The organism is Fluviicoccus sp., from assembly GCF_030646115.1.
Lineage (GTDB): Bacteria > Pseudomonadota > Gammaproteobacteria > Pseudomonadales > Moraxellaceae > Fluviicoccus.
Window position 1 is genome coordinate 30,401 of the sequence record NZ_JAUSMX010000015.1, and the last position, 26,942, is coordinate 57,342.

Genomic DNA, 26,942 nt, shown 5'->3' on the forward strand with positions numbered 1-26,942 from the left:
TCAGGCGACTACTGGCGGCTCTGGCAAAGGCAGCCGCACCACCACTTCCAGCCCCCCTTCCGGATGGTTGCGCAACTCCAGCGAACCGCGATGCAACGTGACAATACGGGTAACGATGGCCAGCCCCAGCCCCGTACCCTGGGTGGTGCGGGCGCTGTCACCGCGCACAAAGGGCTGTAATAAATCGGGAATGCGGCTCTCGTCCACGCCGGGGCCATGGTCACGGATTGAAATCCGGATTTCATGCCGTCCCGGAGTTGCGGCCAGCTCAATGGGCCCCTGGCCGTAACGCAGGGCGTTGTTCACCAGATTACCCACCATGCGCTTGATGGCCAGCCGCTTCACTGGGGCATCCGGCAAGGGCTCGGGGTGAAAAACCACCTCTGTCTGGGACGCAAACTGCGCCACCACTTCGGACAAAATCTGGTTGATGTCGGTCGGCTCGGAATGCTCTTCTGAACCGTCGCGCATGAAGCTGATGAACTGCTCCAGGATGGCGTCCATGTCCTGCACATCCAGGATCATGCCCTCTGCCAGATCCTTGTCCGCCATCATTTCCGCTGTCAGCCGCAAGCGGGTGAGCGGCGTGCGCAAATCGTGGGAAATCCCGGCCAGCATCACCGTGCGGTCACGGGCGGACTGCTGGATTTCCTGACTCATCTGGTTGAACGCTCCGTTGACAGCGCGGATCTCCGATGGTCCGCGACCGGTTTCCAGCCGGGCGTCATAATTCCCCTGCGCCACCTGCATCGCCGCGTATTGCAGCCGCTTGAGCGGCCGGTTCAACTGCTTGACCAGAATGACAATGGCCGTCATGGCCAGCAGCGGCACGCCAATCACCCAGGCAATGATAATGAAGGCATTATATTGCCCGAAGAACAGCAGAGGCTCCCGCACCCAGACATCCTTCATGGACGGGATATAAATCCACAACCGGGGTTTGGGCTTGAATTCGAAATAGACATCCACCGGTTCGCCCAGCTCAATGGTCAAGCGGTTTGCCAACTCCCGCGTGAAGAATTCGGCCAGGGGTTTGTCCTTGACCCGGGGGAATTCCTCGGGGTTGCGCACCACCTCAATACCGGTCGCTCGCTGGATCCAGTCGTGCATTTCCTGGGCTTGGGCATTGCGCAGCAGTTGACGCTCAGCATCGCGCAGCAGGGAGAGGTTGACCGAGACGTAGTGCGCATGCTGGCGCATTTCCGGCAGATACAGATTCCACCAGAAAAACGCCAGTGACAGGTACTGGCTGACCACCAGCACCACACTGATCACCAGCGTGGTGCGCCAGACCGAACTCTTGGGCTTGAGCCATTGCAGGAGACGAGACATGGGCGTGGGCTTAGGTCGCCTTGCCGTCCGGCACGAACACATAACCGACGCCCCACACCGTCTGGATGTAACGGGCCTTGGCGGGGTTTTCCTCAATCAGGCGGCGCAGGCGCGACACCTGGACATCAATGGAGCGTTCCATGGCGCCCCATTCGCGTCCGCGCGCCAGATTCATCAGCTTGTCGCGGGTCAGCGGTTCGCGGGGGTGCTGCACCAGCGCTTTCAGCACGGCAAACTCACCGGTGGTGAGCGAAGCGGATACACCGTCCCGACGGAATTCCCGGGTGGAAAGGTCCAGCTCCCACGGCCCGAAACGCACGATTTCCACCTGCTGCGACGGCGCACCCGGCAGTTCACGCACCTGGCGGCGTAATACAGCCTTGATCCGGGCCAGCAGCTCCTGCGGGTTGAAAGGCTTGGGCAGGTAGTCATCCGCCCCGGCCTCCAGGCCGCTGATGCGGTCGGAATCGGCGCCACGGGCGGTGAGCATGATGATGGGCACCTGATTGTTGGTCGCACGCAGGCGGCGGCAGATGGCCAGGCCGTCCTCGCCGGGCAGCATGAAGTCGAGCACAATCAGCGAAAACAGTTCACGCGCCAGCAGGCGGTCCATCTGTCCGGCATCGGGCACGGCCTTGACCACAAACCCCTGCTCCTCCAGAAACCGCTGCAGAAGGGTGCGCAAGCGGATATCGTCATCCACCACCAGGATTTTGTGCGCGTCCTTGTGCTCAACGTGGTCGACGGTTTCAGTATTTTTTTCCATGTGACTCTCTCAGCCATGGGACATCTTTGCACCTAAGCTACCACTTTTACCATAAAACCTGAACCGACCGGACGCGGGCAGGCGGCAACGGCATAGAAAAACACGTCAGGATGGCTATAATGCCCGCCAATTCAGGCCCTGACAGGGAAGAGACATGCACATGCTGACGCAACAGATTGCCCGCGAACTGACCGTTCGCCCCGAACAGGTCCAGGCGGCGGTTGATTTGCTGGACGGCGGGGCCACCGTGCCCTTCATTGCCCGTTACCGTAAAGAAGTGACACAGGGACTGGACGACACCCAGTTGCGCAACCTGCAGGAGCGCCTGCTGTACCTGCGCGAACTGGAAGACCGTCGCGCCGCCATCCTGGGCAGCATCAGCGAGCAGGGCAAGCTGACCGACGACCTGAAACGCAAGATCCAGGACGCTGACACCAAGTCGGTACTGGAAGACCTCTACCTGCCCTACAAGCCGAAACGCACTACCAAGGGCCAACTGGCCATCGCCGCCGGCATCCTCCCGCTGGCCGACAATCTGCTGGCCGACCCGATGAAGTCGCCGGAAGAACTGGCCGCCGGCTTTGTCTGCGAGGGCTATGCCGATACCAAGGCGGTGCTGGAAGGCGCGAAGTACATCCTGATGGAGCGCTTCGCGGAAGATGCCGACCTGTTGGGCAAGGTGCGTCCGTGGTTCCAGAAAGAGTCACATCTGTTCAGCAAGGTGGTGGAAGGCAAGGAAGAGGCCGGAGCGAAGTTCCGCGACTACTTCGAATGCCATGAGAACATTCTCGACTTGCCCTCGCACCGGGCGCTGGCGATGTTTCGCGGCCGTAATGAGGGCATCCTCAGCATCGGCGCGAACCTGCCGGACATTGAGCCGGGGACTTCGCACCCCGGTGAAGGCATGGTCGCCGGCCATAACAGCATCAGCGACCAGGGCCGACCCGCCGACAAATGGCTGCAGGAAGTGGTGCGCTGGACCTGGCGCATCAAGCTGCATCCGCACCTGGAGAGCGGCCTGCTGACTGAACTGAAGCAAAAGGCCGATGAAGAAGCCATCCGCGTTTTCGGCCAGAACCTGAAGAGCCTGCTGATGGCCGCCCCCGCCGGGCAGCGCGCCACGCTGGGCCTGGACCCCGGCCTGCGCACAGGCGTGAAAGTGGCGGTGGTCGATCACACCGGGAAGCTGGTGGCGCATACCGCGATCTTCCCGCATGAGCCCCGCCGCGACTGGGACGGCTCGCTGGCAGCGCTGGCCAAGCTGTGCGCAGCCCACAACGTGGAGCTGATTGCCATCGGCAACGGCACCGCCTCCCGCGAGACGGACAAGCTGGCCGGGGAGCTGATCAAGAAGCACCCGGAACTGAACATGACCAAGATTGTGGTCAGTGAAGCCGGGGCCTCGGTGTATTCCGCCTCCGCCCTTGCCGCCGAGGAATTTCCGGACATCGACGTTTCCTATCGCGGAGCGGCCTCGATTGCCCGCCGCCTGCAGGACCCGCTGGCCGAACTGGTGAAGATTGACCCCAAGGCGATCGGCGTCGGCCAGTACCAGCACGACGTCAACCAGGCGCATCTGGTGCGGGCGCTGGAAGGCGTGGTGGAAGACTGCGTGAATGCGGTGGGCGTGGATGCCAATACCGCCTCGGTGGCGCTGCTGACGCACATTGCCGGGCTGAACAAGACCATTGCCCAGAACCTGGTGAATTTCCGCAACGAAAACGGCGCATTCCGCAGCCGCGACGACCTGAAGAAAGTACCGCGCTTGGGTGCGAAGACCTTTGAACAGGCCGCCGGCTTCCTGCGCGTACCCAAAGGCGACAACCCGCTGGACGCCTCCGGCGTGCACCCGGAAGCCTATCCGGTGGTGGAAAAGATTTTGCGCGCCAAGGCGCTGAGCCTGAAGGAGCTGATGGGCAACGGCGAGAAGCTGCGCAGCGTGAAACCGACCGAGTTCACCGATGAGCGTTTCGGTTTGCCGACGGTGCAGGACATTCTGCAGGAACTGGAAAAACCGGGCCGCGACCCGCGCCCGGCCTTTGTGGCCCCGCAGTTCCTGGACGGCGTGACCGAGATCAAGGATTTGAAGGAAGGCATGGTGCTGGAAGGCGTGGTCACCAACGTCACCAACTTTGGCGCGTTTGTGGATATCGGCGTGCATCAGGACGGTCTGGTGCATATTTCGATGCTGGCCGATACCTTCGTCAAGGACCCGCACACGGTGGTCAAGGCCGGGGATATCGTGAAGGTGAAGGTGCTGGAAGTGGATGTGGCGCGCAAGCGCATCGCCCTCTCCCGCCGCCTGAATGACAAGCCGGCTCCGGCCGGGGCCGGCGGCAAGCCGGAAGCGCGGCCGCAAGGTCAGGGTCGGGGCGGTTCCTCGTCTTCGCAGGGCCAGAAGGCTCCGGCGAAAATCCAGGGGTCGGCGCCGGTCAAGGGCGGCACGCTGGGGGATCTGTTGCTGAAGGCGGGGATGAAGAAGTAAGCCCTGCCTCAACGGTGGCCGGGTTACCTCCCCGGCCACAGCCCTACCCTCACTCCCACCCGAACTGCTACTCTCCGGCAATCCTTTTGCCATCGTCCTGATTTTCGCCATGACCGTTCAAGCCAAACCCGTCTCCGCCTCCCGCATCGACAACCACGTCTACAAGATTTTCCCCAACGACCTCAACGCCCGCAAGACCGCCTTCGGCGGCATGATCATGAGCATCGCTGACCGCGTCGCCGTGGTTGCCGCCGAACGCCACAGTGGCAATGTCTGCGTCACCGCCAGCGTCGACTCCTGGCACTTCGTGGCCCCCGCCAAGGAAAACGACACGCTGGTCTTTTCCGTGTCCGTCAACCGCGCCTGGACCTCCTCCATGGAAATCGGGGTGCGCGTGGATGCCGAAAACAGCTACGAAAACACCCGCAAGCACATCGTTTCCGCCTACTTCACGTTTGTGGCCGTGGATGACGACGGCAAGCCGCTGCCGGTGCCCGCCCTGCTGCCCGAAAACGAACGCGAGAAGCAGCGTTTTGAAGCGGCCGAGATCCGCCGCCAGGCGCGCCTGAACACACGGGAATCGTTGAAGCGCTTCAAAGCCTGAGCATTACCGGCGGATTGCCAGACTCCGCCTCACAGGCAATACTGGGGCACGATTTCTTTCAATCCGGTATTGCCATGTCCCAGCCCCAGCCCGGCATCCTCGCCCCCGTTCCCGCTGTCGCTCGCTACCTCACCTTCCGCACCCGCCACACGCCTGACCTGCAACTGGCGCTGGGTGCCCTGCAAACACTGGCCGACGGTGACCGCATCGTGGTGGGTCTGGGGAAGGCCTTGTTATTGCAATTAGGAGCCACACAGCCCAGCCTGCCAGCCTTCCCCGCCTATACCACCGCCGGGGTCAGCATCCCCTCTACTCCGGCAGAGCTGTGGTGCTGGCTGCGCGGGGACGATCGCGGGGAATTGCTGTTGCTGGCGCAAATGTTGGAAGAGGCGCTGTCGCCTGGTTTTGAGTTGGCGCAGGTGATTGATGCCTTCAAGCATCAGGACGGGCGTGACCTGACTGGCTATGAAGACGGGACGGAAAATCCGGAAGGGGAAGCGGCACTGGCGGCGGCCTTGGTCAGCGGCATGGGGGACGGGCTGGATGGCGGCAGCGTGGTGGCCGTTCAGCAGTGGGTGCATGACATGGGAGCTTTCCGGCGCATGGGCGGAGAGGCGCAGGACCAGATGATCGGCAGGCGGCGCAGCGATAATGAGGAACTGGACGATGCGCCGGATTCCGCGCATGTGAAACGGACGGCGCAGGAGAGTTTCACGCCGGAAGCCTTTGTGCTGAGGCGGTCGATGCCGTGGGCGGAGGGGCAGCAGGCGGGGTTGGTGTTTACGGCGTTCGGGCATTCGGCGCAGGCGTTTGCGGCGCAGTTGCGGCGGATGGCGGGCGTGGAGGATGGGGTGACGGATGCGTTGTTCGGGTTTACGCGGCCGGTGACGGGGGGGTATTTCTGGTGTCCGCCAATGAGGGATGGGGTCTTGGTGTTACCTGCCAATTGATCCGCGTTTGTAGGTCGGGCTTCAGCCCGACAACACCCTTTATTGTTTTAGCGGATTTGTCTTTTGGCTTGAGTCATCCGCCTGCCGCGGGCCCTCCTTTTGGCTTGTCAAAAGGAGGCAAAATCGCGTCCTTCGCCAAAACTCGCGGACGGGCTGCTCTCTGTTGCCCCTTCCTCACATCCCCGACTCTGTTTTAGGTCTTGTGGCTCGGACAGTGGCTGCGGACCGCCTTTAGAGGCGGGGGGGGGTGTCAGTAGTCGTTGGGGCACTTACTTATGGAAGGGACCGGAACTCTGGCAGGCGGTAGTCGGGCAGTCCATCCTTGAACGGCGGATAGTCCTCCCCAACAATCAGCGGCGCGAGACAGGCTCTGCCTTCCGCACTCAAACCATAGCCGTCCGGGGTGAGGAATTCCAGTGGGACTCGACGTTCCGGGCCGGTGACCACCGACAACGGCACCGGCATGATTTCCCACTGATACGGATTGTCGTTTGTGCGCCGGATGACCGGGCTGAAATCGCGTTCCCCCTGTAACGCCAGGGTCACGGCGGCGGCTCCGGTCGCTCGAGCTTGCGCAACGTCCGTCGCGGACGCCAGATGGCGGGCGGAACGTTGCAGGTAGTCGGCGACGGACCAGTGGCATTTATAACCCAGCGCCTCCGTAACCCGCGCCGCCAGCAGCGGGGCGACGCCGCCCAGCTGGCGGTCACCGGCGGCGTCACGCGCACCTGAGGCATGCAGCACCTGACCGTCATGGCCGGTGAGGCCTTCGGAGGCGGCGACGGAACAATGGCCATACCGTTCTACCGCTTCCTGCACCCGCCTCAGGAATTCCGCTTCATCAAACGCCCGTTCCGGCAACAACAGCAAATGCGGGCCTTCGCCGGGATGACGGGCAGCCAGCCCGCAGGCGGCGGTGAGCCAGCCGCTGTAGCGGCCCATGGTTTCGAGGATGAACACCTTGCTGGAAGTGCCCGCCATGGCCGCCAGGTCCAGGCTGGCTTCACGCAGGGAGGTGGCCAGGTATTTGGCGGCTGAACCGAAGCCGGGGCAGGTGTCGGAACCGGGAATGTCGTTGTCGATGGTCTTGGGGACATGCACGACATTCAGCGGATACCCGCCGGCACGGGCAATGGCCTGCACATCCTGGCAGGCGCGGGCAGCGCCGCCGCCGCCATTATAGAAAAAAGTGCCGATATCATGTTGCCGCAGCACGTCGACCAGGACCGAATGTTCGTGCGGTTGCAGCACATGGCGGCAGGTGCCCAGCGCGGCGGACGGGCTGTGGGCCAGATCGTTCAATTCGGCGGCGGTCAAGGCGGAAAGGTCGACCAGACGCCGGGTGAGAACCCCCAGAATGCCTTCACGCGCGCCATACAGCCGCGCTTCAGCCGGAGCCTGTTGCTGCCAGGCGGCAATCAAGCCAGCGGCCGTGACATTGAGCACGGCGGTGACGCCGCCGGCTTGGGCATAGAGGGCGTTACGGGGGGCATCCACCACGGAATCTCCTTGGATCAGGTTGTCCGGGAACTATAAACCAGAACGGCCCACGGTATTCAAAAAGGCTTTAGCCTAAGCCCTCTCCCCGGTCACATTTTCCCGACCATGGAACTCCCGGCCTTATTCCGGATCGTGACAACTTACAGACGGTATCAAATCACCGACAGCCAACAGGGACGCCTGTTGAAATACACAGCAGGATCATATATGCGGCCAGTTTTATTGCTTTCCCGGCCAAACCCGTGAATTGGCGCAGCATGTCAAGGATTGATTCTTTTTTGTACACTATCCATTTGCTATAAGGTCACTGCCGGGATGAGACCGGCATCACAAAACAAGAACACGACCTGGTGGCCTGCACTGGATTCCTGTCCAAGGAGAAAAACATGACATTGAGCTTCCGACTGCTGAGCGCCCTGCTGGCGATCTGCTTTTCATTCGGCCTGAGTACCGTGGCCCTTGCCGCCGCCGCAGACGATGACCTCAATGAGTTACGGGACAAACTGGGGAACCAGTGGGTGTTGCTGAAGAATGACCGCCTGCGCAGTATCAAGACCTGGATCAAGCAGGAAGACGGCAAGCAATACCGTTCCTTCCGGGTGGAGGCCACCCTGAACGGTGATGTTGATACCTACACCCGTGTGATGCTGGATGCCGAAAACTTCAGCAAATGGTACTGGGAAGTGCTGGAATCGAAGATGCTGAAGCAGGTTTCCGCCACCGAATATTACCTGTACCTGAAACACCGGGCTCCGATTGGCCAACCGAACCGCGATGTGATCCTGCATGCCGTTTTTGAACCGCAAACCGCGCAGAATCGTACCCTGGTGATGCAGATCCGCGCTGTACCCGGCTATATCCCGGAAAAGCCGAAACTGGTGCGCATGCCCGCCGAGGACATGATGGTGAAGGTAACGCCGCTGCCCGGCAACAAGGTGCAGCTGGAAGCCGAAGGTTATGTCGATCCGGGCGGCAACGTGCCGAACTGGGCCATCAACTATATCCAGCGTTCGGCGCCGTACAGCATCATGCTGGGCCTGCAACGCATGATGACCAACCCGGATTATGCGGAGGAGAAGTCCAACCTGCCCTTCCCCATCCTCAGCAGCCGTTAAACGGGATCAATGACGCCGTCACTGTAATACCAGCGCCCGTTTTCCTGACGGAATTGCGAACGCTCGTGCAGCACATGCGGCACCAGGTTGGCGGTGTAAGTGGCGCGGAATTCCACCATGCCTTCGACATCGTCCGGGCCGCCGCTGGCGGCCAGGATTTCCAGGCTCTTCCAGCGCAGGCCGCGCAAGGTGGCCTGAATGCCCTTCAACTCACCCGGCTCGCGATGCTGGGGATCGCGGGTGGCGACCAGGTAATTGGCGTTGCCCAGCGCATAGGCGGCATAGCGGGAGCGCATCAGCTGCTCGGGGGTTTCCGCCGGTTTGAGGCCGGAATGGCGCGGACCGCAGCAGTCACGATAACCGAGTCCGGAACCGCAGGGGCATAAGGTGTCTTTTTTCATGTCGGAGCAATCCTGATTCGTCAGGCGCACATTCTAACCGGAAACGGACCCACCGCATTGCGTATCACTGACGCACCGCGCCGTCAGGAAATCCTGTGACTTCAAGCCAAAATCTCCCGTTATCCGCTCTGGCACGACAGTACCGGCTCCATGCTATGATCCAAGACGCAGAACACATAAAAACATCACCCGTGACTGCCTTGCAGCCACCAGGATCGGCGCCCATGCTCACTGCTGTCGTCACCCGTTGCGTTTTCCGCTCCCTGCTGATACTGGCCCTCTGGATGTCTGGCATGATGCCGGCACTGGCGGCTCCGGTCGTAACGGTCGGCCCGCAAACCTCCGGACTCAATCTCGCCGGTGCGCTGGAAACCCGTTTCACCCCCCGTGACGCCACGCTTGAGCAAATACGCGCTGATTCCGTTAACCCTTGGCAGGCCAATCCCCGCAAGCTCAGCAACTTCGGCCAGTCCGACCAGGCCTTGTGGCTGCATGTGCGCCTGACCGGGCTGGACAACCTGACCGAACGCGCCTTCCTGCATTATGGCTACCCCAACACGGACTATGTCGATTTCTGGGTGCTTCAGGAAGACCGGGTGATTACCCACTATCAGGGCGGCGACCGCCGGCCGTTCAACATCCGCCCGGTGCCGGACCGTTTGTTCCTGTTTCCCCTGCCCCCCGCCGCCGGGGAGCTGGATGTGTACCTGCGCCTGGAGTCGCAGGGGCCGCTGGAAGCGCCGGTCAGCCTGGTGACCGCCCCGCAGGCCTCGGCAGACGAACAGCACAACCTGTTCTGGATCGGCCTCTATTTCGGCGTCATCGCCATCATGGTGCTCTACAACGGCATCATCCTGGCCATGGTGCGCAACCGCACCTACGTCTATTACATCCTCTATGTCATCAGCTTCGGCTGGCTGCAATTCCTGCTTTTCGGTCTGGGCTTCCGCTACCTGTGGCCAGAATCTTCCACCCTCAACAACACCCTGACCATGCTGACGCCGTCGGTGGTGTTCGCCTCGGCCATTGCCTTTGTCATCCATTTTGTGGACCTGCAGAAAAACGGCGCACGCTTTGAAATCCTGACGGCGTGGCTGTTGCTGGGGGTTTGCGGCTTGCTGCTGGTGTCGTCGCTGACCATGCCCTATGCTGTGACGCTGGGCGGCTACAAGGCCATGATGTTCCTGTCGGTGGCGATGGGTTTTTATCTTGGCGTGAAATACTGGCTGAAGGGCCTGAAGTCGGCGCGGATTTTTGCGTTGGCCTGGTTCAGCTATCTGGTGTTCATCATGATTTACCTGCTGGAACTGACCGGCATCGTTGAAGCCAACGGCATTACCCGCAACGCCCTGGCCATTGGCTCCGCGGTGGAGCTGGCGCTGCTGTCCATTGCCTTTGCCGACAAGATGAACGAGGAAAAGGACAAATGCCTGCTGGCCCAGAACACGCTGCTGGATGTGCAGATGCAGATGAACGCCGATCTGGACCGCAAAGTGCGTGAGCGTACTGAAGCCCTGGAAGCCGCCAACCGCCAGTTGCAGGAAGTCAGCATCACCGACGGCCTGACCCGCATCAAGAACCGCCGTTATTTTGAGGAAGTCAGCCATGCCGAGTACCAGCGCGCCTATCGCGAGAAAACGCCGCTGTCGGTGCTGATGATCGACATCGATTACTTCAAGCGGCTGAATGACCAGTATGGCCACCAGTTTGGCGACTTGTGCCTGCAACGCGCCGCCGAGCTGATTGCGGGCGCCTTGAAGCGGCTGCCCGACATCGCGGCGCGCTATGGCGGCGAGGAATTCGTGGTGCTGCTGCCGAACACGGCGCCGGAAGGGGCGCTGACAGTGGCGCAGCAGATTCACCGCTCCTTTGCCAATCATGAAATCAGCGATGGCGATCATACCGTTTGCATGACGGTCTGCATTGGCATGGCCGGTGAAACGCCGGATGGCCGGGACGGGCGCGAAAACCTGCTGAAACAGGCGGATGACTACCTTTATCTGGCCAAGGAAAGCGGACGGAACAAGGTGGTGTGGGCCGGGAATGCGGATGAAGCCAAAGCGGCAAGGGTATCCTGATGAAACTTCCGGGAGTAAGCTGTGATCAGGCTTTACTTATGAGAGGTGTTGCATGTCGACTCCCCCGCATGTCGCGGAGCAGCATCGCATCGTCATGTTCGACGGCGTCTGCAAGCTGTGTCATGGCTGGTCGAAGTTCCTGATTCGCTTCGACCGGCAACGGCTGTTCAGCCTGTGCACCGTGCAATCACCGGCAGGTCAGGACTTGTTGCGCTGGGCCGGCCTGCCGACCGACCAGTTTGACACCATGGTGTATATCGAGAACGGAAAGATCTACACCAAGTCCGATGCTTTCCTGAAAATCATCGCGCAGATGCCGTTTCCCTTCCTTCTGGCCGCGCTGGGCTGGTTGCTGCCGAGGGTGATCCGGGACTGGGCCTATGACCGCATTGCGTCCAACCGCTACCGCATTTTCGGGCGCTTCGACAGCTGTCTGTTGCCAACGCCGGATCATGAGGCGCGGTTCGTGCAGCCGTCTCACTAAGATTCAAACCCCCGGATTACGCTGCAGCGTCTGCTGCAGCATCTGCCTCATGGCACGCAGCTTTTCCTCACGCCCGGCAATATCCTCCGCACCCGCGCCCTGAAGTTTCGCCTCGGCCAGGCCGGTCTCCGCCTGGGCGATATCATGCTCCGCCGCCTTGACGAATTCCCCAAGAATAAAGCGGCGCTCATCCTGATTCAGGCTGACAGTCTTGATCTCCGGCTCGGCCTCCGCGGGCTTGGCCGCTGCTGCCTGCACCGATGACGGGCTGACAACGGGGGGCGATGGCGACACCGCCACTACCTCCGCCGCCGGTTGCAGCCTCACCCCCGCCGCCGACCGGACTTCCCCGCCCGCCCCCAGCCACAACAGCCCGGCCATCACCGGCGCCGCCAGCGCCACACCCAGCCACGCCTGTTGACGCTTGTTCATGCCGTTTTCCCCTGACCGGCTTCCCCGGCCTTCAATGCCTTGCGATACGTCACCCCGGCGATACGGGTAATGAGCCGGCGCGGTGTCAGCCGCGTGGCAAACAGTTGAGCCCGGTTAAGCCTGCCCGGCACATGAATCACTTGCCGTGACTGCATCGCCGCCAGCCCGTCCCGTGCGCAGGAAGTCGCATCCTGCAACAGCGAGGTGTTCTCGAAATAGTTGAGTTTGCTGCTGCGCGTCATGTCGGTATCAATGCCGCCGGGTGAAAACACCGTCACGGATACCGGCTCACCGCGAAGCTCTTCGCTCAGGCTCTGGGCGAAGTTGGTGATGAAGGCCTTGGTGCCCGCATACGCCGCCTGGAACGGCAACGGCAACAGCCCCGCCATGCTGCTGACCAGCATGATGCCGCCTTCCCGCCCCTGACTTATCAGGTACGGTGTGAACAGGTTGACCAGCCGCACCACGCTGGTGACATTGGTGGCCAGCATGCTCTCGAATCCGGACCATTCCATGTCCAGATGCTTGCCGAAGTGCGTTACCCCGGCATTGAGAATGACTCCGTAAATTTCCCCCGCCGCCGAGGCTTCGGCAAACACGCGGTCCACGTCCTGAGGTTTCGACAGGTCGGCGGCAATCACCTGGCAGTGGATGCCGGTACTGCCTTCCAGCTCGGCCTTCAGCTCGTTGAGACGGTCCAGCCGCCGCGCCACCAGCACCAGATCGGCCTGATCGCGGTTGGCCAGTTGCCGCGCCATCTCCAGCCCCAGCCCGGAGGAAGCGCCGGTGACCAGCACACGGCGACGGGTGAAATTCATGGGTTTCATGATGTTTCCTCTTAAAATTTCCGGATCAACGCGGACGCACCGAAATGCCCAAGCGGTCCGTCACCTTGCCGTCAAAGGTGCCGCCATTGAAGCGGCGGTATTGCGCCTTCCACACATCCCACTTCGGATACAGGCCGCGCAGTTGCGACTCGCCGGTCAGCAGGTTCAGGTCCAGCCCCCAGTGCGGGCGTGCGCCCAGATCCTGGTACATGGTGCGCTGGTAGCTCTTCAGCAACGGCACGGTGCTCTTGCTGTCGCGCATGCCGATCACTTCCATGAAACCGGTATTCCGGCCCTGTTGCATCGCCACCAGGGCATCGGTCTTCTTGACGAAACGGATGGCAATCGGCGAGGTGTGAACCATGCCCTGCGCAAACAACTGGTCCGACAAGGCGAAGGAACGCTCCAGCGCCGCCACCGTCTGGCTGAGGTCGAAAGCGGCTTCGATGCCGATGGCCGGGGTGTCGTTGACCACACCAATATGGAACACTTTATAGCTGACGTTGGTGTAGTTGTCGTCTTCCTGGGAAGTCAGGCTTTGCTCCAGGATGGTTTTGCCGAGTGAGGGGAAGGTGTCGATGATCGCGGCGATCGGCTGCTCCACCACCGTGATCAACCCGGAGACAAAATCGGTACCCGGCTGACCGCGTTCACTGGCGGGCTGTTCCGGCAAGGGCGTGTAGGAGCGATGACGTTCGGTGATCAGGAAAGTATGGTCGCCGTTGGCGTCGGCATAGGGCGTGTACTGCAGTTCCCAGTGCTCCGGCGACGGCTTGTCGGCATAGACCGGCAGCCCCTGCATCAGGCGTTCCAAATAACCGCCGGGCTTCTTCAGTTCGGACCACTTGATCTTGCGGCGCACCTCCCGCAGCCAGAATTTCTGGTCGGCGCGCAACACCACGGAATACACCACCCCCATGGAGCCGAAGGAAACCCGGGCCGCGTTGAAGGCGTCATCGTTCTGGATCAGTTCCACGGGAATGGTGGAGTCTTCTTCCAGCCGTCCGCGCCAGGTGGCGGGGTTGGTGATGCCGTTCGTGGGTTCAATCTGCACCATTCGCCCGCCTTCCACCACCATCTGGATGCTCTGCGCCTGATCGGCGATGGGACCATAAGCCAGGCCGGAGCCGTGGGTGGCGGTCATCATCACGCCCACAATGGTCTGGCCGTCATAGCCGCCGAGATTGCTGAAGGCCAGCCCCTTGCTGTCCAGCAGGGTATTCAGTTCGCGGATGCGCATGCCGCTCTGCACCCGCACCAGTTTGTCATCGGCGGGGTTCTTCAGGCGGGCGCGGTCCAGGTTCAACGGCTTGTTGAGCTTTTCCGGGGTGAACAGCACTTCATTGGTGATGGTGATGTCCGAGGCGGAATGGCCGGAGCCGGTCATGCGCACGCGCTTGCCATTACTGCTGGCGGTGCTGATGTAACTCATCAATTGCTTGGCGCTGTCGGGTTGCGCCCGGTATTTCGGCGTCACTTTCTCGGTCTTCATGACGTTTTCCCACTCGTCACAACCGCCCAGCATGCCGGCCAGCGCGGCCACCCCTGCCAGCTGGATGCCCAGCCTGGCCAATTTTCCGGTTTGTTTCATCGTGTCCCCCCACGCCATGCGTGATTGATTCTTGTAATGATGGTTGTTGTGTTGGTCGATACGTTTCCCTGCGCCGCCCGGCGCGGGTAAACTGTAAAGATGGGATGCGACCATAAACATGAGCATCGCTCACCTTTGAGTCTTTTTTAACCGGAACCGGACATCTTGTCAAGCGATCCTGAAATGATGCACGCCCACCTGAAACGCGTTCCCCGCCAGGAACGCAGCCAGCTGCGCTTTGAAACCGTAGTCAATGTGTCCTTGCGCCTGTTCGGCGACAACGGTTACGAGGCGGTTTCGATGCGGGAAATTGCACGGGAAGCGGAGATACCGATTGCCTCGGTGTACCAGTACTTTCCGACGAAACAAGCCATCGTCAAGGAAATCTGGCTGCGTTACAGCCAGACGGTGCAGCAAGAGCTGGGCGGCGACCTGATGCGTTTTGTGGAAAACGGACGGCTGGAAGGCGGTGAACAACTGATCGACCGCATGGTGGACCTGATCACCGAGCTGCAGCTGTCCAGCCCGGCCTATGTGGAAGTGTGGGGCTGCATCGCCGCCACCCCGGAGCTGCGCATCCTGAACGATCAGGACACGTTGAATCTGGCCGAAATGGTGACGGAGGCGATCATGACCATCCGACCGACGGCGGACCGTGACCGGATGCAGGGCCTGTCATTGATGTTGACCGAATCAGCCAGCGCCATTACCAAGCTGACGCTGGCCCTGCCGGAAGAGCAGCGCAACCGCATTGTGCGGCAGTTGAAGGAATCGATGAAGGTGCTGTACAAGGCCACGATTGAGGCCTTTGCAAAAGGCTGAGCCAACGGCGGTCACCCGGCAAGCCGACGGTTCCGGATCACGGCTTCCACCACCCGTTCCAACGCCGGTTGCCGCAATCCCATCTGCTGCGCCATCCGCTCGGTCTCTATTGTTTCCAGAGGCTCCTGCCGCAGGAAATCCAGTTTCTCGACCGTAAGCCCGGTCCGGGCCGAGAGCCACGACCACCGCGCCAGTTGCCGCAAACAGGGCACCGGCAAGGCCAGCAACGGCGCCCGGACACCCGCCGCCCGCGCATAGAGCGTCATCACCGTTTTCAGGTCCGGGGTTCCGGCATCCGCCAGCAGGTATTCCCGCCCCGCCGCTTCAGGATAATCCATCACCCGCGCCATGAACGCTGCCAGATAGTCCATGCTGACCAGCGGCAGGCGATACTTGCCTCCCCCCGGCACCACCGGCAGGCGTCCCGCCAGCAGATATTCTAGGCTGCGCGCCACTTCCTGCGATGCCGGCAACTCCCCCGTCCCGGCATGACCGGCCAGCGTCGCCGGATGGATGACCGTCAGCGGCACACCCAGACGCGCCGCCGCCCGCTTCACGGCAAAGTGGCCTTCCAGCTTGGAAGCTTCGTAGGAGCCGGTGCGACGGTAAATGGCTGGCCAGTCTGCGGCAGATCCATCACCCTGAATTCCCAAGGCGGCCAGATGACCGCTGATGGTCAGCATGTAGCCGGATACCTGAATGAATCGCTGCAGGGATAACTTCGCCGCGGCTGTCTCCAGCAGCGAAACCGCGCCAACAACATTGACGGCCCGGACTTCGGCTTCCGGCAGGCTCCAGCCAAACAACGCCCCGCTGTGGAAAATGACGGTGACAGCCGCCATCGCCTGCCAGCCGGCTTCATCCACCCCGGCTCCCGGTCGCGACAGATCCCCCGCCACCGCCTGCACAGCGCCACCCGCCACGCCGTGGGCTTCCAGCCAGGCCTGCAATTCCGGCAACTGCACCGCCGGACGCCGCAGCAGCACAAACACCGTCTCCCCTTTTTCCAGCAGCTCCTTCACCAGAAATCGCCCGATATAGCCGCTGGCCCCGGTCACCAGTACAGTCGCCATGATGTTTCTCCCGTTCTTGAAGTGGTATCCGCAAGGCTAAACCTTGGAGTAGACTCAAGGGTCAAGCGGAATCGGAAAGAAAAATCATGCGGATCGGACAACTGGCCAAAGCGGCCGACGTCAGCTGTGACACCTTGCGGTTTTATGAACGGCTGGGCCTGCTGCAGGGCCGACGTGAAAACAACGGTTACCGGGACTATCCACCCGCCGCCGTGGAAATGGTGCAGTTTGTGAAACTGGCGCAGGAGCTGGGCTTTTCGCTGGCGGAGATCCGCGAAATCACCCCGTTACTGATGCAGGGTGGCTTGCCGGTGGAAGAGGTGCAAGCCTTTGTGGCGGAAAAGATTGCCGTCATCGACCAGCGGATTGCGACCCTGCAGGCGTTGCGCGAACGGCTGGCCGGGTTGGCCCTGGGCAACGACTGCCCCTTGCGGCGGGATTGTGAGGCGGGCCAATCTCCGCAAGCCATTCAGTTAATCCGTGCCGAATTCAGATGATCAGCCCCGCCGCACGCCACCCCCACCAGGCCGCTTCCTCAAACACCGAATAGCCCGACAGGTCCGCGTGGGCAAACAGCACCTTCCCGTCTGTCTCGCGCAAGGCCCGCAATCCCTGCTGCGACAAATAGCCCGGCGCGGGCGACGCCATGGCATGACCGCGCAGGGTTAGTTCCAGCCCCTTCGCCCCGCGCCACAGCTGCGGGCCGTATGCCGTCACCACATCTACCAGCCCCTGCGCCACCAGTTCCGCCTGCGAGGTCTGCTGCAGCCACAACCGGCTGTCGCCCGGCGAACGTTCCGCCAGCGCCGTATACGCAGTCAACACCGTCCGCGCCGGTTTCGCCGCCCGGATCAGCTGATGTGTCGCCACCACAAATCCCAGCCCCCGGCTGCCGAACACCACGTTGTCCCAGGCCTGTTCCTCGCCCGGCAACTCCTCGGGAAAGCGGTCCAGATAGAGATTGGCCACCAGCCACGGCGCATGCGGCGGCAGGTCCGTGTGCACATCGAATCCCAGATCCGTCATCAGCGGCGGCATCAGGCGCGCCGCGACATGCAGCGGCGTGGCGCAGATCACCCGCTGCGCCTTCAAGGTCATGACCTTGCCAAACGCCCGGTCGGCATAGTCCACACTCACCCCGCCGCCGTGCTCACGAAGCTGCAACGCCAGCCCCGGCAATTGCTGCGCCCGGCAAGCCGCCGCCATCGGTTGCGCCAGCGCCTGCAAGCCTTCCGGCCAAGTCAGCACCGCATCCTCTTCGGTGTGACGCCCCAGCCCGTTGCGGGCGGCGAAGTAATGCAGCCCCGCCCAGGCCGACACCTGCGCGGCATCCAACCCGTAGTCATCCCGGCAGCAATAATCCAGGTACCAGCGCAGACCGGGGGCGGTGTAGCCGTTGGCGGTCAGCCACTGTCCGAAGGTTTGCCGGTCCAGCGCCCGCCAGTCGGCATCCTGCGAGGACAGCACCACCGGGATCGCAAACAATGGCTTGCCGTCACGCCCGGTGCGCCCGCGCAGGTTGTTGACGAAGGCCATGAAACGTCCATGTTGCTGCGCCTCTGCCGATGACGAATGCGCGGGGAACAGGCCGTCCTGCCAATGGCCGTCCACCAGCAGGCGCTCGGCGCCGGCATGCAGCAGGAAGCGTTCGTCGTAGCGCGGCCGTTCGCTGAACGCATCGGCCTCGATCACCCCCAGCGATTGCAGCAATTCACGTACATGGGTGCTTTCGCGGGTGGGCAGCGGCAGGTAATGCGCGCCACGGGGATACGCCACGTCTTGCCAGCGGCCGCCGTCGGCGTTGCCGAACGGTTCCGGGCCGGTCAGCAGCACGAAGTCGTGATAACCCGCCTGCACCAGCCGCCACGCCGCTGTCAGCCCGGCAATACCGCTGCCGATGATCACCGTGCGGGTGCGGCGCTCCCCGGCGGACGGCGGCAAGGACTTGAGGTTGCGCAACCAGTGACCTTCGGCCATGCCCGGACGACGGATGGTGACGGGCAGCCAGGGCGGAACGGGCGGCAGGCCGGGACGGCTGCATCCGGCCAGCAAGGAAGCGCCGCCAAGCTGCAGGAACTGACGGCGGTTCACCGGAAGTTATTTCCTCCTTGCCGCACCGTTTTTGGGTCAATCCGAAGTCGCTTGCCTGCAAGACGGTTCGCTTGACCAAAACTGAGGTGATGGAGAATCCGGCTGCTCATCAGGCTTGCCCCCGCATCGCTTCCAGTTGCTGCAACAAAACGGGCACTTCGTCCTGAATAATGCTCCAGACCGTATCATTATCGATACCCAGATAACCATGAATCAGTCGGTTCCGGGTGGCGATGATCATGCGCCATGGAATGCCGGTGTGTGCAGATCGAACCGCCTCCGGTATATGTGTTGCCGCCTCGCCAATCAGTTCCAGGTTGCGTAACGTTGCATCGTAATTCAGCGCACTGGCTTCAAAGCCCGCCTGATCAAACCCCTCGGTGTAGGCCAATACCTTTTCCGAAAAACCGATCATGTCGTCCAGATAAAAACGCCACTCACGCGCCGGTTCAGACATACACCACCTCGTTTTCAATAAAGGGGCGCAACTCCGCCCTCAGGGCTTTTTCCGACACCAGATCAACCGCACAACCCAACTCATCTTCCAGATAAAACTGCACGCCAAAATAACGTGCGGCGCTGGCCGCGCCATCAAACGCCACCAGCACATCAACATCGCTGTCAGGGCGAGGCGTACCGCGTACCGTTGAACCAAACAAGGCGAGACGGGTGACACCATAACGGGCCGCCAGAACGGGTTTGCTGCGGGCTAATGCAGCCAAGGCCAACTCTCGGTTCATGTGTCTTGCTCCTCATACAGTTCAAGGCCTTTTCGCCCTCATGAGCGTTGTGATTGTACGCCTGTTGCCTGATCATTCTTGGCATGAAGTATATTTCATGCATGGGTTCACCGGATCACATCCCCCCAGTCCTGCTGGAAGTAATGCACCAGCGCCTGGTTGTTGAGGTGATTGGCTTCCACCCGCCAGGGCTGCATGTCGGGCGGGAAGCTGAACATCAGCCGTGTACTGGCCGCATCCAGGAAAGTCATCTTCAGCGCATAGCGTTCCGGCGGCCGGTAGTCGGGATGCCTGGCGGCCAGGATATAGCCCCACTCCCCGAACGACGGCACATGGGCATGGTAGGGCCGCGTCACAAAACCGGCGGCCTGCAAGGTAGCGTTGATGCACCAGAAGGAACGCGGCGCGTAATACGGCGAGGTGGATTGCACCACCAGCAGGCCGTGCTCGGCCAGGTGACGGCTCATCAGCCGGTACATCGGCACCGAATACAGCTTGCCGAGGCCGAAATTCGACGGGTCGGGAAAGTCGGCGATGATGGCGTCATAAACCCCGTCATGGGTTTCCAGCCAGCGCCCGGCGTCGTCGTTGATGACGGTGACGCGCTTGTCGGTCAGCGCATGCCGGTTGAGCGCCGTCAGTTCGGGATTGCGGGCAAACAGCCCGGTCATGGCCGGGTCCAAGTCCACCAGCGTCACCTGTTCAATATTCGGATAACGCAGGATTTCCCGCACCGCCAGCCCGTCGCCGCCGCCCAACACCAGCACCCGCTTGGCCGCCGGCAAGGTCGCCAAGGCCGGGTGCACCAGCGCTTCATGATAACGATGTTCATCCCGGCTGGAGAACTGCAGGTTGCCATTGATGTGCAGTCGCAGGTCGTCCTTCCATTTCGTGATCACCAGCCGCTGGTAAGGCGTGGTTTGGGCGAAGATCACCGGATCACTGTAGATCTGCTGCTCGGACCACTGCACCAGCCGGTCGCCGCCGAACAGCCCGCCTGCCAGCAACAGCATCACCGCCAGCGCCCGTTGCTGCTGGAAACGGGGCCGCTGCAATTCATGACGGAAACGCCGCGCCGTCCACCACGCCACCCCGGCGTTGAGCAGGCCGAACAGGAAACCGGTGCGCGCCAGACCCAGGGTCGGCGCCAGCACCAGCGGGAATAACAGCGACACCGCCAGCGCCCCCAGATAGTCAAAGGTCAGCACCCGGCTCACCAGCTCGCTGAATTCCGCCTGACGCCGGTTCAGCACCCGCATCACCAGCGGAATTTCCATGCCCACCAGAATGCCGATGATCAGCACCAGCGCATAGAGCACGGTGCGAAACGGCGTGGACAACCACGCAAAGACCATGAACAGCACCGCCGCCGACGCACCGCCGATCAGCCCCACCAGCAACTCAACTTCAATGAAGCGGTCCAGCGTGCGTTCTTCCGGTACATACTTCGACAGGTGCGAGCCGATGCCCATGGCGAACAGGTAAGCGCCGATGATGGTGGAGAACTGCAGGATGGAGTCGCCCAGCAGATAGCTGGACAACGCCCCGGCAATCAGCTCGTAAGCCAGGCCGCAGGAAGCGACGATGAAGACGGAGAGGATGAGCGTGCGGTCGAGCATGGCGGGCCGGCAGGATGGGTGAATGCCGATTATAGTGTCATATCGTGACCCGGGAACCCATGCTAGTATTAGGGAAATTCCGTTCCCGCCAGACGCCAGGAAACGCCCATGGCCAACGACATCCTCAACTACTTCATCCACCTTGTGGCCGGGCTGCTGTTTGTCAGCCTGTTCGCCCTGGTCTATACCCGCGTCACCCCCTATGACGAACTGAAACTGATCCGCGAAGGCTGCACCGCCGCCGCGCTCAGTTTCAGCGGCGCGCTGCTGGGTTTCGTGCTCACTGTTGCCTCCAGCATCACCCACAGCGCCGACTTCATCAGCTTCGCCATCTGGGCGGCGCTGGCCATGGCGGTGCAACTGGCCGCCTTCATCCTGATTTCACGGCTGATTCCCGAACTGGAACAGTCGCTGTGCGCCAACAACAAGGCGGTGGGGATGCTGCTGGGCGGCGTATCGCTCACCTTCGGCATCATCAACGCCGCCTGCCTGTCCTGAACGGAGAATTTTCATGGGCCTGATGTCCTTTATCACCAAGCAGTTTGTTGATGTCATTGAATGGACTGACCAGCCGGACGGCGTGCTTATGTGGCGCTACCCGTTCCAGGACAATGAAATCCAGTACGGCGGCCAACTGACGGTGCGCGACGGCCAGATCGCCGTCTTCGTCAACGAGGGCCAGGTGGCCGATGTCTTCGGCCCCGGACTCTACACGCTGGAAACCCGTACCCTGCCGGTACTCACCAACCTCAAGAACTGGGACAAGCTGTTTGCCTCCCCGTTCAAGTCAGACGTGATTTTCTTCAGCACGCGCCTGCAACTGGGCCGCAAGTGGGGCACGCCGCAACCCATCACCCTCCGTGACAGCGATTTCGGCATGGTGCGGCTGCGCGCCTTCGGCATGTTTTCCTATGAGCTGGATGATGTCCGCAACTTTTACACCACCATCACCGGCGCCAACGACACCTACACCGCCGAACAACTGGAACCGCAGCTGCGCAACCTGATTGTCGCCAACATCAGCGCCTCCATCGGCGGCTCCGGCCTGCCCTTCCTGGACATGGCGGCCAACCAGGGGCTGATGGGCGAGAAGATTGCCGAAGGCCTGAAGCCGTTGTTCAGCCGTTACGGACTGAAACTGGACGCCTTTGTGGTGGAAAACGTGTCGCTGCCGGACGAACTGCAGAAGGCGATCGACACCCGCATTTCCATGGGCATGATGGGCGACATGGGCAAGTTCACCCAGTACCAGATGGCGAATTCCATTCCATTGGCCGCGCAGAACGAAGGTGGGCTGGCGGGCTTGGGCGCCGGACTGGCCGCCGGGGTCGGCATGGGCCAGATGATGACCCAGGCCATGGGCAACGCCTTCAACCCCGCCGCCGTGGCGCAATCGGCGCTGGGCGCACAATCCGCCCCCCCGGCGGCTGCCGATGACCCCGCCGCTCGGCTGGAAAAGCTCAAGGGCCTGCTGGACAAGGGCCTGATTTCGCAGGCGGACTACGACACCGCCAAGGCGGAAGTGCTGAAGAAGCTGATGGGCTGAATGTTTACCGCCCCCTGCCCCGGTTGCGGCGCGCCGCTCAACTTCCGCTCACCGGCCTCGGTGATGGCGGTTTGCGGCTATTGCCAGACCACCGCGCTCAGGGATGCGGAATCGGTGCGCGACCAGGGCAAGATTTCACAGGTGCTGGACGACCTGTCGCCGTTGCAGACCGGCGTCACCGGGCAGTATGAAGGCCGGGCCTTCACCCTGCTGGGCCGACTGCAAATGGCTTACGACAGCGGCCGCTGGAGCGAGTGGTTTGCCTGGTTCGACGACGGTACGGAAGGCTGGCTGTCCGAAGCCTCCGGTCAGTATGTGTTCACCCTGCGCCAGCCGCCGGTGACCAACGCCCCGCCCTTTGAAGGACTGAAACCCGGCAAGCTGTTTTACTGGCAGGACCAGCCCTTCCGCGCCTCGGATGTGCGCACGGCGCAATGCACCGGCGGTCAGGGGGAGTTGCCATTCGCGGTTGGCAAAGGCTGGGAGGCCAAAACCGCCGACTTCCGGGTCGGCGCGCATTTCCTGACCCTGGATTATTCCGAGGGTACGCCGCCGGTCTGCTATGCCGGGCGCGCCGTCACCCTCGACGAACTGAACTGCCAGTTGCTGCGCGATGAAGAGCAGATTGCCCGCAATACCGGCCAGGAAAAAGGGAAGATCCAGGCGCTGGACTGCCCGAACTGCGGCAGCCCCATCCAGGCAGTCACCGGCATGACCGCGCATCTGGTGTGCCCGTCTTGCCATGCCGATGTCGACCTGAACGGCGACAAGGCCACCGTACTGGCCATCCACGAGGCCGTCAGCGCCCAAAGTACGCTGCGGCTGGGCGAAATCGGCAACTTCGATGGCGCCGCCTGGACCGTCATCGGCTTCCTCAAGGCCCGGGAATCGGGTGAAGAAGATTCCGTCTGGACCGAATACCTGCTGTTCAACCTGAAAAAAGGCTTCAGCTGGCTGGTGGAAAGTGATGAGGGCTGGGAAACCGTCGCGGTGCTCAATGAAATTCCGGATATCCTGGATGACAGCCGGATTCGCTATCAGGGCCAGACCCTGAAACGTGAATGGACTTACGGTTCGGAAGTCACCTATGCCGCCGGGGCGTTCAACTGGCGCATCCGCGTCGGTGACCGCAGCGAGATTTCCGACTTCAAGGCCGCCAATTTCAAGCTGACCCGCGAAAGCTATCAGGACGAAATCACCTGGAGCCTGGCGCGGCGTGAGCCAGCCGCCACCGTGCTGGGCTGGTTTGGCCGTGAGGTTCCGGTTGCCCCCCGCTACAACCCCGTGTTGAAGGCTCCCGGTGAACTCGGTTCATTGTTCAAGATCTTCAGCACCCTGCTGTGGGTGATCAACCTGCCGCTGATTGTCTTCGGCAATGGCAATCTGGTGGTGACGCTGATTGCCTGGGGTGTGCTGTGGATCTTCAACCGGACGGGGGACTGAGCATGTCAAAAACCAACTATGTCCTGCTCGGTCTGGTAGTGGTGTTGCTGACCACGTTGATCAACCTCAGCCAGAGCAAGGGGACCGCCAGCCGCAGTTGGAGCAGCGGCAACAGCAGCAGTTTCGGCTCGGGCGGATGGAGTCACAAATGAACTGGTTGGGACTGCATGTACTGCTGGAGTGCAATGACGTGGACCCGGAGCTGCTGGCCGACCCGGCGCGCCTGGAAGACGCCATGCGCCGGGCCGCGACCGCGGCCGGGGCGCATATCCTCTCGGGGAACTTCCATCATTTTGGCGGGCATCAGGGCGTCACCGGGGTGCTGTTGCTACAGGAATCCCACCTCAGCATCCATACTTGGCCGGAATTCCGCTACGCCGCCATTGATATCTTCATGTGCGGCGACTGTCAGCCTGAAAGCGCCGTGGAAGTGCTGGTGGACGCGCTGGACCCCGGCAGCATCCGCCAGCATGTGGTGAAACGGGGCCCCTCCTCCCGCTAGGCCGCTGCGCGCATCGCCCGCAGGTCACGCAGGAAATACGTACCCAACCCGGCAATGATCACCGCCATGCCCAGCACCGTCACCGTGGTGAAGCGTTCGCCGTTGAGCCACGCCCCCCACACCAGCGCCAGGGCGGGCGTCAGGAAAGTGGTCAACGACACCGTCGCCGGCGGCAGCGCCTTCACCAGGAAGAAGTAGCACAACATCGCCACCACCGACGCCATCACCACGCTGTAGCCCAGCGCCGTCAACGTCACCCAGCCGGGCATCACACGCGGCATGGCGTGCGCATAAAACGGCAGCACCAGCAGCATACCCGCCGACGAGAACAACAACGATCCGGTCGTCTGGGCCAGCGGATGGAGCTTCGCCTTGTCATGCTTCAGCAGGAACACTGAAGCCACGTAACAGAACACACCCATCAACACCAGGAACACGCCCCGCCCCTGCGCCGCCACATGCGGTCCGCCCTGCATGATCAACACCAGCCCGCCGAAGGCCATGCCCATACCCACCCACTGCTCCGCGCGCAGCAACTGGGTGCGAAAGACACCGTGCGCCAGCAGGCCCACAAACAACGGCGCCAGCCCGAACAGCAGCGAGATCAGCCCCGACGGCAGGTAAGCCGCCCCCAGGTAGGTAAACAGCATCGCGCCCAGCAGGCTGAGCATGCCCGCCGCATAACTTTTCACGGCTTCACGATGGAACGGCAGGCGTTCCCCCAACATCCACAGACACAGGGCCGCCAGCGGCGCCGCCAGGGCAAATCGCAAGGCCAGCGCCCACACCGGGTGCAGCTCGCGAATGCTCAGGACCACCGCCAGCGGCGTGGTGGACCAGATGAAAACCAGCAGGGCGTAACGACTGGCGACCTGCATCTGCGGGGGTTCGGATTCCATGACTCTCTCCTTCTTTGGGTTTGGTTTTGGGGGGAACGGAAAAACAAAAAAGGCCGCTGGGATGGCGGCCTTTTTCAGGGGGAACAGGGTGCTGGATTATTCCTTGTCTGGCCGCCGGGACAGGGACGAGCACCATGCTGCCGCTTTGCGCAGGGCATGGACTCGACGGACGGAGACAACGGATTGGAATGTCATAATGACCCGATACTGCCGGGAACGGGGAAAACGGTCAAGCGTGAATTTCAGAATTCTTCAACCGCATAACGCCACACCTTGATGCGCGGACTCCAGTAACCGGCCGGCCAGCCGCCCTTGCGCTTCAGATGCGTCAGGAAATCGCGGGGGTCGGGCAGCTGGCTCCACACCGAGGGCAGGAAGGTGGCGCGGCGGCTGCCTTCCTCCAGGATGATGCCGTCAATCCCGGAGCGGAGATGGGAGACCAGATCCGCCTCATCCCGCACCGGAAAAGGCTCCGGGGGCACCAGCAGGGAAATATGCATGTCGAGGGAGTCCAGCTCCGCTGCGGTCACCGGTGGAAAGCGCGGGTCGTTGAAGGCTGCATCCCAGGCATGTTGCGCCACGTCTTCCACCAGCGGCCGCCGGGCCTCCAGCGAACCGATGCAGCCGCGCAACTCGCCATCCTTGTTCAGGGTGACAAACACCGCCCCGTTGGCGGCCAGTATGGCCGGATACACCGCCGGGTTGACCGCCAGCGGCCGGCCTTCACTGAGACCGCGCCGGATGGAGGCCCAGGCAATGGACTTCAACGTATCGCGATCACTGCTGGACAAGCGGCCGGACGGGGAGTTGTCGGCATAAAACGCCCAGGCGCCATAGCCCACCACCCGCTCACGGCCCGCGCCACTGTCGCCGGAATTACACAGCGCCAGCGTCACCGCCTTCCAGCCACGACGCTTGGCCAGTTGCAGCAAGCCCTTTACCGGAAGGCGGCCGCAGGCCTGGTCATCCCCCAGCGCCGCCGCGTCCAGCGACTCGATGGCCTGGCAGGTCCGGGCATCCAGACTCCGCGCGGTGGCATCATCCAGGTAATGCGACAGGTCCGAACTGATGACAAAAACCGTGCCTTCATCCTCCCCGAACGACTCCAGCACCGCTTCCACCTGAGCGGGATCCGCGTCACCCACCACGATCGGCAGCAGCATGAAATCGCCCAGCACCGACTGCAGGAACGGCAACTGGACTTCCAGACTGTGCTCGGGCACATGCGCCTGATCCAGCACGCGGACGCCCGGCAACTCCGCCAGCCGGCTGACGGACGCGGTATCCAGATGGACTTCCCCCAGCGGCGTGCGGTAACTGTCCGCCGTGGTCAGCGCCAGCCCGCGAAAAGGAACATGGTGGGAAGGCCCCAGCAACACCACCCGCCAGATCAGCGTACGGTGCGCTCGCCAGTGGGCGAAGGCCGTGGCGGCGGCCACGCCTGAATAGACATAACCGGCATGGGGAACGATCAGCGCGCGGGGACAGGCCGCCCCCGGCTTGGGAAGGGGGGCGCGCTCAAAACAGGACTGGACGGTCGAGCTCAACGCCTCGGGTTCGGCGGGATAAAACCGGCCTGCAACGGCCGGTTCGCGTATCAGCGACATCTTTTGCCTCAACAACTGCTACAGCTGACAGACAG

Annotated in this window: 27 protein-coding genes; 13 read left to right on the forward strand and 14 right to left on the reverse strand. The window is 62.1% G+C overall.

The window, feature by feature from the left end; genetic code table 11:
- Both Q7T36_RS10585 and ompR read right to left on the reverse strand, forming a co-directional pair.
- Positions 1-1,332 (reverse strand): ATP-binding protein, encoded by a 1,332-nt coding sequence (locus Q7T36_RS10585; protein ID WP_304847796.1) that lies wholly within the window; start codon positions 1,330-1,332, stop codon positions 1-3.
- A 10-nt stretch (positions 1,333-1,342) separates the two neighbouring features.
- Positions 1,343-2,098 (reverse strand): two-component system response regulator OmpR, encoded by a 756-nt coding sequence (ompR, locus tag Q7T36_RS10590; RefSeq protein ID WP_304847799.1) that lies wholly within the window; start codon positions 2,096-2,098, stop codon positions 1,343-1,345.
- A 154-nt stretch (positions 2,099-2,252) separates the two neighbouring features.
- Here ompR and Q7T36_RS10595 point away from each other — a divergent pair, with 154 nt between their 5' ends.
- From Q7T36_RS10595 to Q7T36_RS10605, 3 genes are all read left to right on the forward strand, one after another.
- The gene (locus Q7T36_RS10595; RefSeq protein WP_304847803.1) at positions 2,253-4,583 is read left to right on the forward strand and encodes a Tex family protein; all 2,331 of its coding nucleotides are present in this window, start codon (positions 2,253-2,255) and stop codon (positions 4,581-4,583) included.
- Positions 4,584-4,692: 109 nt separating this feature from the next.
- Positions 4,693-5,187, forward strand: a complete 495-nt coding sequence (locus tag Q7T36_RS10600) for an acyl-CoA thioesterase (RefSeq protein WP_304847806.1) — start codon at positions 4,693-4,695, stop codon at positions 5,185-5,187.
- Positions 5,188-5,261: 74 nt separating this feature from the next.
- Positions 5,262-6,137, forward strand: coding sequence for a Dyp-type peroxidase (locus Q7T36_RS10605; protein WP_304847810.1), 876 nt, complete (start codon positions 5,262-5,264; stop codon positions 6,135-6,137).
- A 273-nt stretch (positions 6,138-6,410) separates the two neighbouring features.
- Here Q7T36_RS10605 and Q7T36_RS10610 read toward each other — a convergent pair whose 3' ends face one another.
- Positions 6,411-7,634, reverse strand: a complete 1,224-nt coding sequence (locus tag Q7T36_RS10610) for a 6-phosphofructokinase (protein WP_304847812.1) — start codon at positions 7,632-7,634, stop codon at positions 6,411-6,413.
- Positions 7,635-8,023: 389 nt separating this feature from the next.
- Between Q7T36_RS10610 and Q7T36_RS10615 the strand changes: the two genes are divergently transcribed.
- A complete protein-coding gene (locus tag Q7T36_RS10615) occupies positions 8,024-8,752 on the forward strand; it encodes an START domain-containing protein (protein ID WP_304847815.1) in 729 nt (242 codons plus the stop codon).
- Here the strand turns inward: Q7T36_RS10615 and Q7T36_RS10620 are convergent.
- Positions 8,749-9,153 carry a YchJ family protein gene (locus Q7T36_RS10620; RefSeq protein ID WP_304847817.1) on the reverse strand — a complete coding sequence of 135 codons (405 nt, stop codon included), beginning with the start codon at positions 9,151-9,153 and terminating at the stop codon, positions 8,749-8,751. The genes Q7T36_RS10615 and Q7T36_RS10620 overlap by 4 nt on opposite strands.
- A gap of 224 nt (positions 9,154-9,377) precedes the next feature.
- Between Q7T36_RS10620 and Q7T36_RS10625 the strand changes: the two genes are divergently transcribed.
- Positions 9,378-11,231, forward strand: coding sequence for a diguanylate cyclase (locus tag Q7T36_RS10625; protein ID WP_304847819.1), 1,854 nt, complete (start codon positions 9,378-9,380; stop codon positions 11,229-11,231).
- A gap of 52 nt (positions 11,232-11,283) precedes the next feature.
- On the forward strand, positions 11,284-11,715 hold the full coding sequence (locus Q7T36_RS10630; protein WP_304847821.1) for a thiol-disulfide oxidoreductase DCC family protein: 432 nt from the start codon (positions 11,284-11,286) through the stop codon (positions 11,713-11,715).
- A gap of 3 nt (positions 11,716-11,718) precedes the next feature.
- On the opposite strand, the gene Q7T36_RS10635 is transcribed toward Q7T36_RS10630, so the two are convergent.
- From Q7T36_RS10635 to Q7T36_RS10645, 3 genes are read right to left on the reverse strand one after another with little or no spacing between them, the layout of a single operon-like run.
- Complete coding sequence (locus Q7T36_RS10635; RefSeq protein WP_304847823.1) at positions 11,719-12,147, reverse strand: hypothetical protein; 429 nt, start codon at positions 12,145-12,147, stop codon at positions 11,719-11,721.
- A complete protein-coding gene (locus Q7T36_RS10640; protein WP_304847826.1) occupies positions 12,144-12,974 on the reverse strand; it encodes an SDR family oxidoreductase in 831 nt (276 codons plus the stop codon). Before Q7T36_RS10640 ends, Q7T36_RS10635 begins: the two co-directional genes overlap by 4 nt.
- Positions 12,975-12,999: 25 nt before the next feature.
- Complete coding sequence (locus Q7T36_RS10645; RefSeq protein ID WP_304847830.1) at positions 13,000-14,565, reverse strand: FAD-binding protein; 1,566 nt, start codon at positions 14,563-14,565, stop codon at positions 13,000-13,002.
- A 165-nt stretch (positions 14,566-14,730) separates the two neighbouring features.
- On the opposite strand from Q7T36_RS10645, the gene Q7T36_RS10650 reads away from it, so the two are divergent.
- Positions 14,731-15,387: a TetR/AcrR family transcriptional regulator gene (locus tag Q7T36_RS10650; RefSeq protein ID WP_304847832.1), complete on the forward strand. Its 657-nt coding sequence runs from the start codon at positions 14,731-14,733 to the stop codon at positions 15,385-15,387.
- 11 nt (positions 15,388-15,398) lie between these two features.
- On the opposite strand, the gene Q7T36_RS10655 is transcribed toward Q7T36_RS10650, so the two are convergent.
- On the reverse strand, positions 15,399-16,460 hold the full coding sequence (locus Q7T36_RS10655; protein WP_304847835.1) for an SDR family oxidoreductase: 1,062 nt from the start codon (positions 16,458-16,460) through the stop codon (positions 15,399-15,401).
- An 86-nt stretch (positions 16,461-16,546) separates the two neighbouring features.
- On the opposite strand from Q7T36_RS10655, the gene Q7T36_RS10660 reads away from it, so the two are divergent.
- A complete protein-coding gene (locus Q7T36_RS10660) occupies positions 16,547-16,957 on the forward strand; it encodes a MerR family transcriptional regulator (RefSeq protein ID WP_304847838.1) in 411 nt (136 codons plus the stop codon).
- Here Q7T36_RS10660 and Q7T36_RS10665 read toward each other — a convergent pair.
- The 4 genes from Q7T36_RS10665 to Q7T36_RS10680 all read right to left on the reverse strand — a co-directional run bounded on the left by Q7T36_RS10665 (position 16,950) and on the right by Q7T36_RS10680 (position 20,910).
- Positions 16,950-18,551: an NAD(P)-binding protein gene (locus Q7T36_RS10665; protein WP_304847841.1), complete on the reverse strand. Its 1,602-nt coding sequence runs from the start codon at positions 18,549-18,551 to the stop codon at positions 16,950-16,952. The genes Q7T36_RS10660 and Q7T36_RS10665 overlap by 8 nt on opposite strands.
- Positions 18,552-18,660: 109 nt before the next feature.
- Positions 18,661-19,008 carry a DUF86 domain-containing protein gene (locus Q7T36_RS10670; protein ID WP_304847844.1) on the reverse strand — a complete coding sequence of 116 codons (348 nt, stop codon included), beginning with the start codon at positions 19,006-19,008 and terminating at the stop codon, positions 18,661-18,663.
- Complete coding sequence (locus tag Q7T36_RS10675; protein WP_304847846.1) at positions 19,001-19,291, reverse strand: nucleotidyltransferase family protein; 291 nt, start codon at positions 19,289-19,291, stop codon at positions 19,001-19,003. The genes Q7T36_RS10670 and Q7T36_RS10675 overlap by 8 nt, the downstream gene beginning before the upstream one ends.
- Before the next feature lie 107 nt (positions 19,292-19,398).
- Positions 19,399-20,910: a polyamine aminopropyltransferase gene (locus Q7T36_RS10680; protein ID WP_304847848.1), complete on the reverse strand. Its 1,512-nt coding sequence runs from the start codon at positions 20,908-20,910 to the stop codon at positions 19,399-19,401.
- Between the two features lie 108 nt (positions 20,911-21,018).
- Here Q7T36_RS10680 and Q7T36_RS10685 point away from each other — a divergent pair, with 108 nt between their 5' ends.
- The 5 genes from Q7T36_RS10685 to speD are packed head-to-tail and all read left to right on the forward strand — an operon-like array spanning position 21,019 to position 24,401.
- Positions 21,019-21,408, forward strand: coding sequence for a DUF350 domain-containing protein (locus Q7T36_RS10685; RefSeq protein ID WP_304847850.1), 390 nt, complete (start codon positions 21,019-21,021; stop codon positions 21,406-21,408).
- A gap of 13 nt (positions 21,409-21,421) precedes the next feature.
- A complete protein-coding gene (locus Q7T36_RS10690) occupies positions 21,422-22,456 on the forward strand; it encodes an SPFH domain-containing protein (protein ID WP_304847852.1) in 1,035 nt (344 codons plus the stop codon).
- Entirely contained in the window at positions 22,457-23,899 is a 1,443-nt protein-coding gene (locus Q7T36_RS10695) for a DUF4178 domain-containing protein (RefSeq protein ID WP_304847855.1), read from the forward strand. It begins immediately after the preceding gene.
- Between the two features lie 2 nt (positions 23,900-23,901).
- Positions 23,902-24,051, forward strand: a complete 150-nt coding sequence (locus tag Q7T36_RS10700) for a hypothetical protein (RefSeq protein WP_304847858.1) — start codon at positions 23,902-23,904, stop codon at positions 24,049-24,051.
- Positions 24,048-24,401, forward strand: a complete 354-nt coding sequence (speD, locus tag Q7T36_RS10705) for an adenosylmethionine decarboxylase (protein ID WP_304847861.1) — start codon at positions 24,048-24,050, stop codon at positions 24,399-24,401. The genes Q7T36_RS10700 and speD overlap by 4 nt, the downstream gene beginning before the upstream one ends.
- Here the strand turns inward: speD and Q7T36_RS10710 are convergent.
- Entirely contained in the window at positions 24,398-25,300 is a 903-nt protein-coding gene (locus tag Q7T36_RS10710; RefSeq protein ID WP_304847864.1) for a DMT family transporter, read from the reverse strand. The two genes, speD and Q7T36_RS10710, sit on opposite strands and share 4 nt — an antisense overlap.
- Before the next feature lie 242 nt (positions 25,301-25,542).
- Positions 25,543-26,907, reverse strand: a complete 1,365-nt coding sequence (gene amrB / locus Q7T36_RS10715) for an AmmeMemoRadiSam system protein B (RefSeq protein ID WP_304847867.1) — start codon at positions 26,905-26,907, stop codon at positions 25,543-25,545.
- Positions 26,908-26,942: the final 35 nt, after the last annotated feature.

Bases quoted from the DNA above. Each gene is read 5' to 3' on its own strand.
- Q7T36_RS10600 (WP_304847806.1), top strand. From the start codon at position 4,693: ATGACCGTTCAAGCCAAACCCGTCTCCGCCTCCCGCATCGACAACCAC.
- Q7T36_RS10660 (WP_304847838.1), top strand. From the start codon at position 16,547: ATGCGGATCGGACAACTGGCCAAAGCGGCCGACGTCAGCTGTGACACC.
- amrB (WP_304847867.1), bottom strand. From the start codon at position 26,907: ATGTCGCTGATACGCGAACCGGCCGTTGCAGGCCGGTTTTATCCCGCC.
- Q7T36_RS10605 (WP_304847810.1), top strand. From the start codon at position 5,262: ATGTCCCAGCCCCAGCCCGGCATCCTCGCCCCCGTTCCCGCTGTCGCT.
- Q7T36_RS10710 (WP_304847864.1), bottom strand. From the start codon at position 25,300: ATGGAATCCGAACCCCCGCAGATGCAGGTCGCCAGTCGTTACGCCCTG.
- Q7T36_RS10620 (WP_304847817.1), bottom strand. From the start codon at position 9,153: ATGAAAAAAGACACCTTATGCCCCTGCGGTTCCGGACTCGGTTATCGT.
- Q7T36_RS10700 (WP_304847858.1), top strand. From the start codon at position 23,902: ATGTCAAAAACCAACTATGTCCTGCTCGGTCTGGTAGTGGTGTTGCTG.
- Q7T36_RS10695 (WP_304847855.1), top strand. From the start codon at position 22,457: ATGTTTACCGCCCCCTGCCCCGGTTGCGGCGCGCCGCTCAACTTCCGC.
- Q7T36_RS10625 (WP_304847819.1), top strand. From the start codon at position 9,378: ATGCTCACTGCTGTCGTCACCCGTTGCGTTTTCCGCTCCCTGCTGATA.
- Q7T36_RS10585 (WP_304847796.1), bottom strand. From the start codon at position 1,332: ATGTCTCGTCTCCTGCAATGGCTCAAGCCCAAGAGTTCGGTCTGGCGC.
- Q7T36_RS10640 (WP_304847826.1), bottom strand. From the start codon at position 12,974: ATGAAACCCATGAATTTCACCCGTCGCCGTGTGCTGGTCACCGGCGCT.
- ompR (WP_304847799.1), bottom strand. From the start codon at position 2,098: ATGGAAAAAAATACTGAAACCGTCGACCACGTTGAGCACAAGGACGCG.
- Q7T36_RS10685 (WP_304847850.1), top strand. From the start codon at position 21,019: ATGGCCAACGACATCCTCAACTACTTCATCCACCTTGTGGCCGGGCTG.
- Q7T36_RS10680 (WP_304847848.1), bottom strand. From the start codon at position 20,910: ATGCTCGACCGCACGCTCATCCTCTCCGTCTTCATCGTCGCTTCCTGC.
- Q7T36_RS10615 (WP_304847815.1), top strand. From the start codon at position 8,024: ATGACATTGAGCTTCCGACTGCTGAGCGCCCTGCTGGCGATCTGCTTT.
- speD (WP_304847861.1), top strand. From the start codon at position 24,048: ATGAACTGGTTGGGACTGCATGTACTGCTGGAGTGCAATGACGTGGAC.
- Q7T36_RS10670 (WP_304847844.1), bottom strand. From the start codon at position 19,008: ATGTCTGAACCGGCGCGTGAGTGGCGTTTTTATCTGGACGACATGATC.
- Q7T36_RS10595 (WP_304847803.1), top strand. From the start codon at position 2,253: ATGCACATGCTGACGCAACAGATTGCCCGCGAACTGACCGTTCGCCCC.
- Q7T36_RS10630 (WP_304847821.1), top strand. From the start codon at position 11,284: ATGTCGACTCCCCCGCATGTCGCGGAGCAGCATCGCATCGTCATGTTC.
- Q7T36_RS10690 (WP_304847852.1), top strand. From the start codon at position 21,422: ATGGGCCTGATGTCCTTTATCACCAAGCAGTTTGTTGATGTCATTGAA.
- Q7T36_RS10675 (WP_304847846.1), bottom strand. From the start codon at position 19,291: ATGAACCGAGAGTTGGCCTTGGCTGCATTAGCCCGCAGCAAACCCGTT.
- Q7T36_RS10655 (WP_304847835.1), bottom strand. From the start codon at position 16,460: ATGGCGACTGTACTGGTGACCGGGGCCAGCGGCTATATCGGGCGATTT.
- Q7T36_RS10635 (WP_304847823.1), bottom strand. From the start codon at position 12,147: ATGAACAAGCGTCAACAGGCGTGGCTGGGTGTGGCGCTGGCGGCGCCG.
- Q7T36_RS10645 (WP_304847830.1), bottom strand. From the start codon at position 14,565: ATGAAACAAACCGGAAAATTGGCCAGGCTGGGCATCCAGCTGGCAGGG.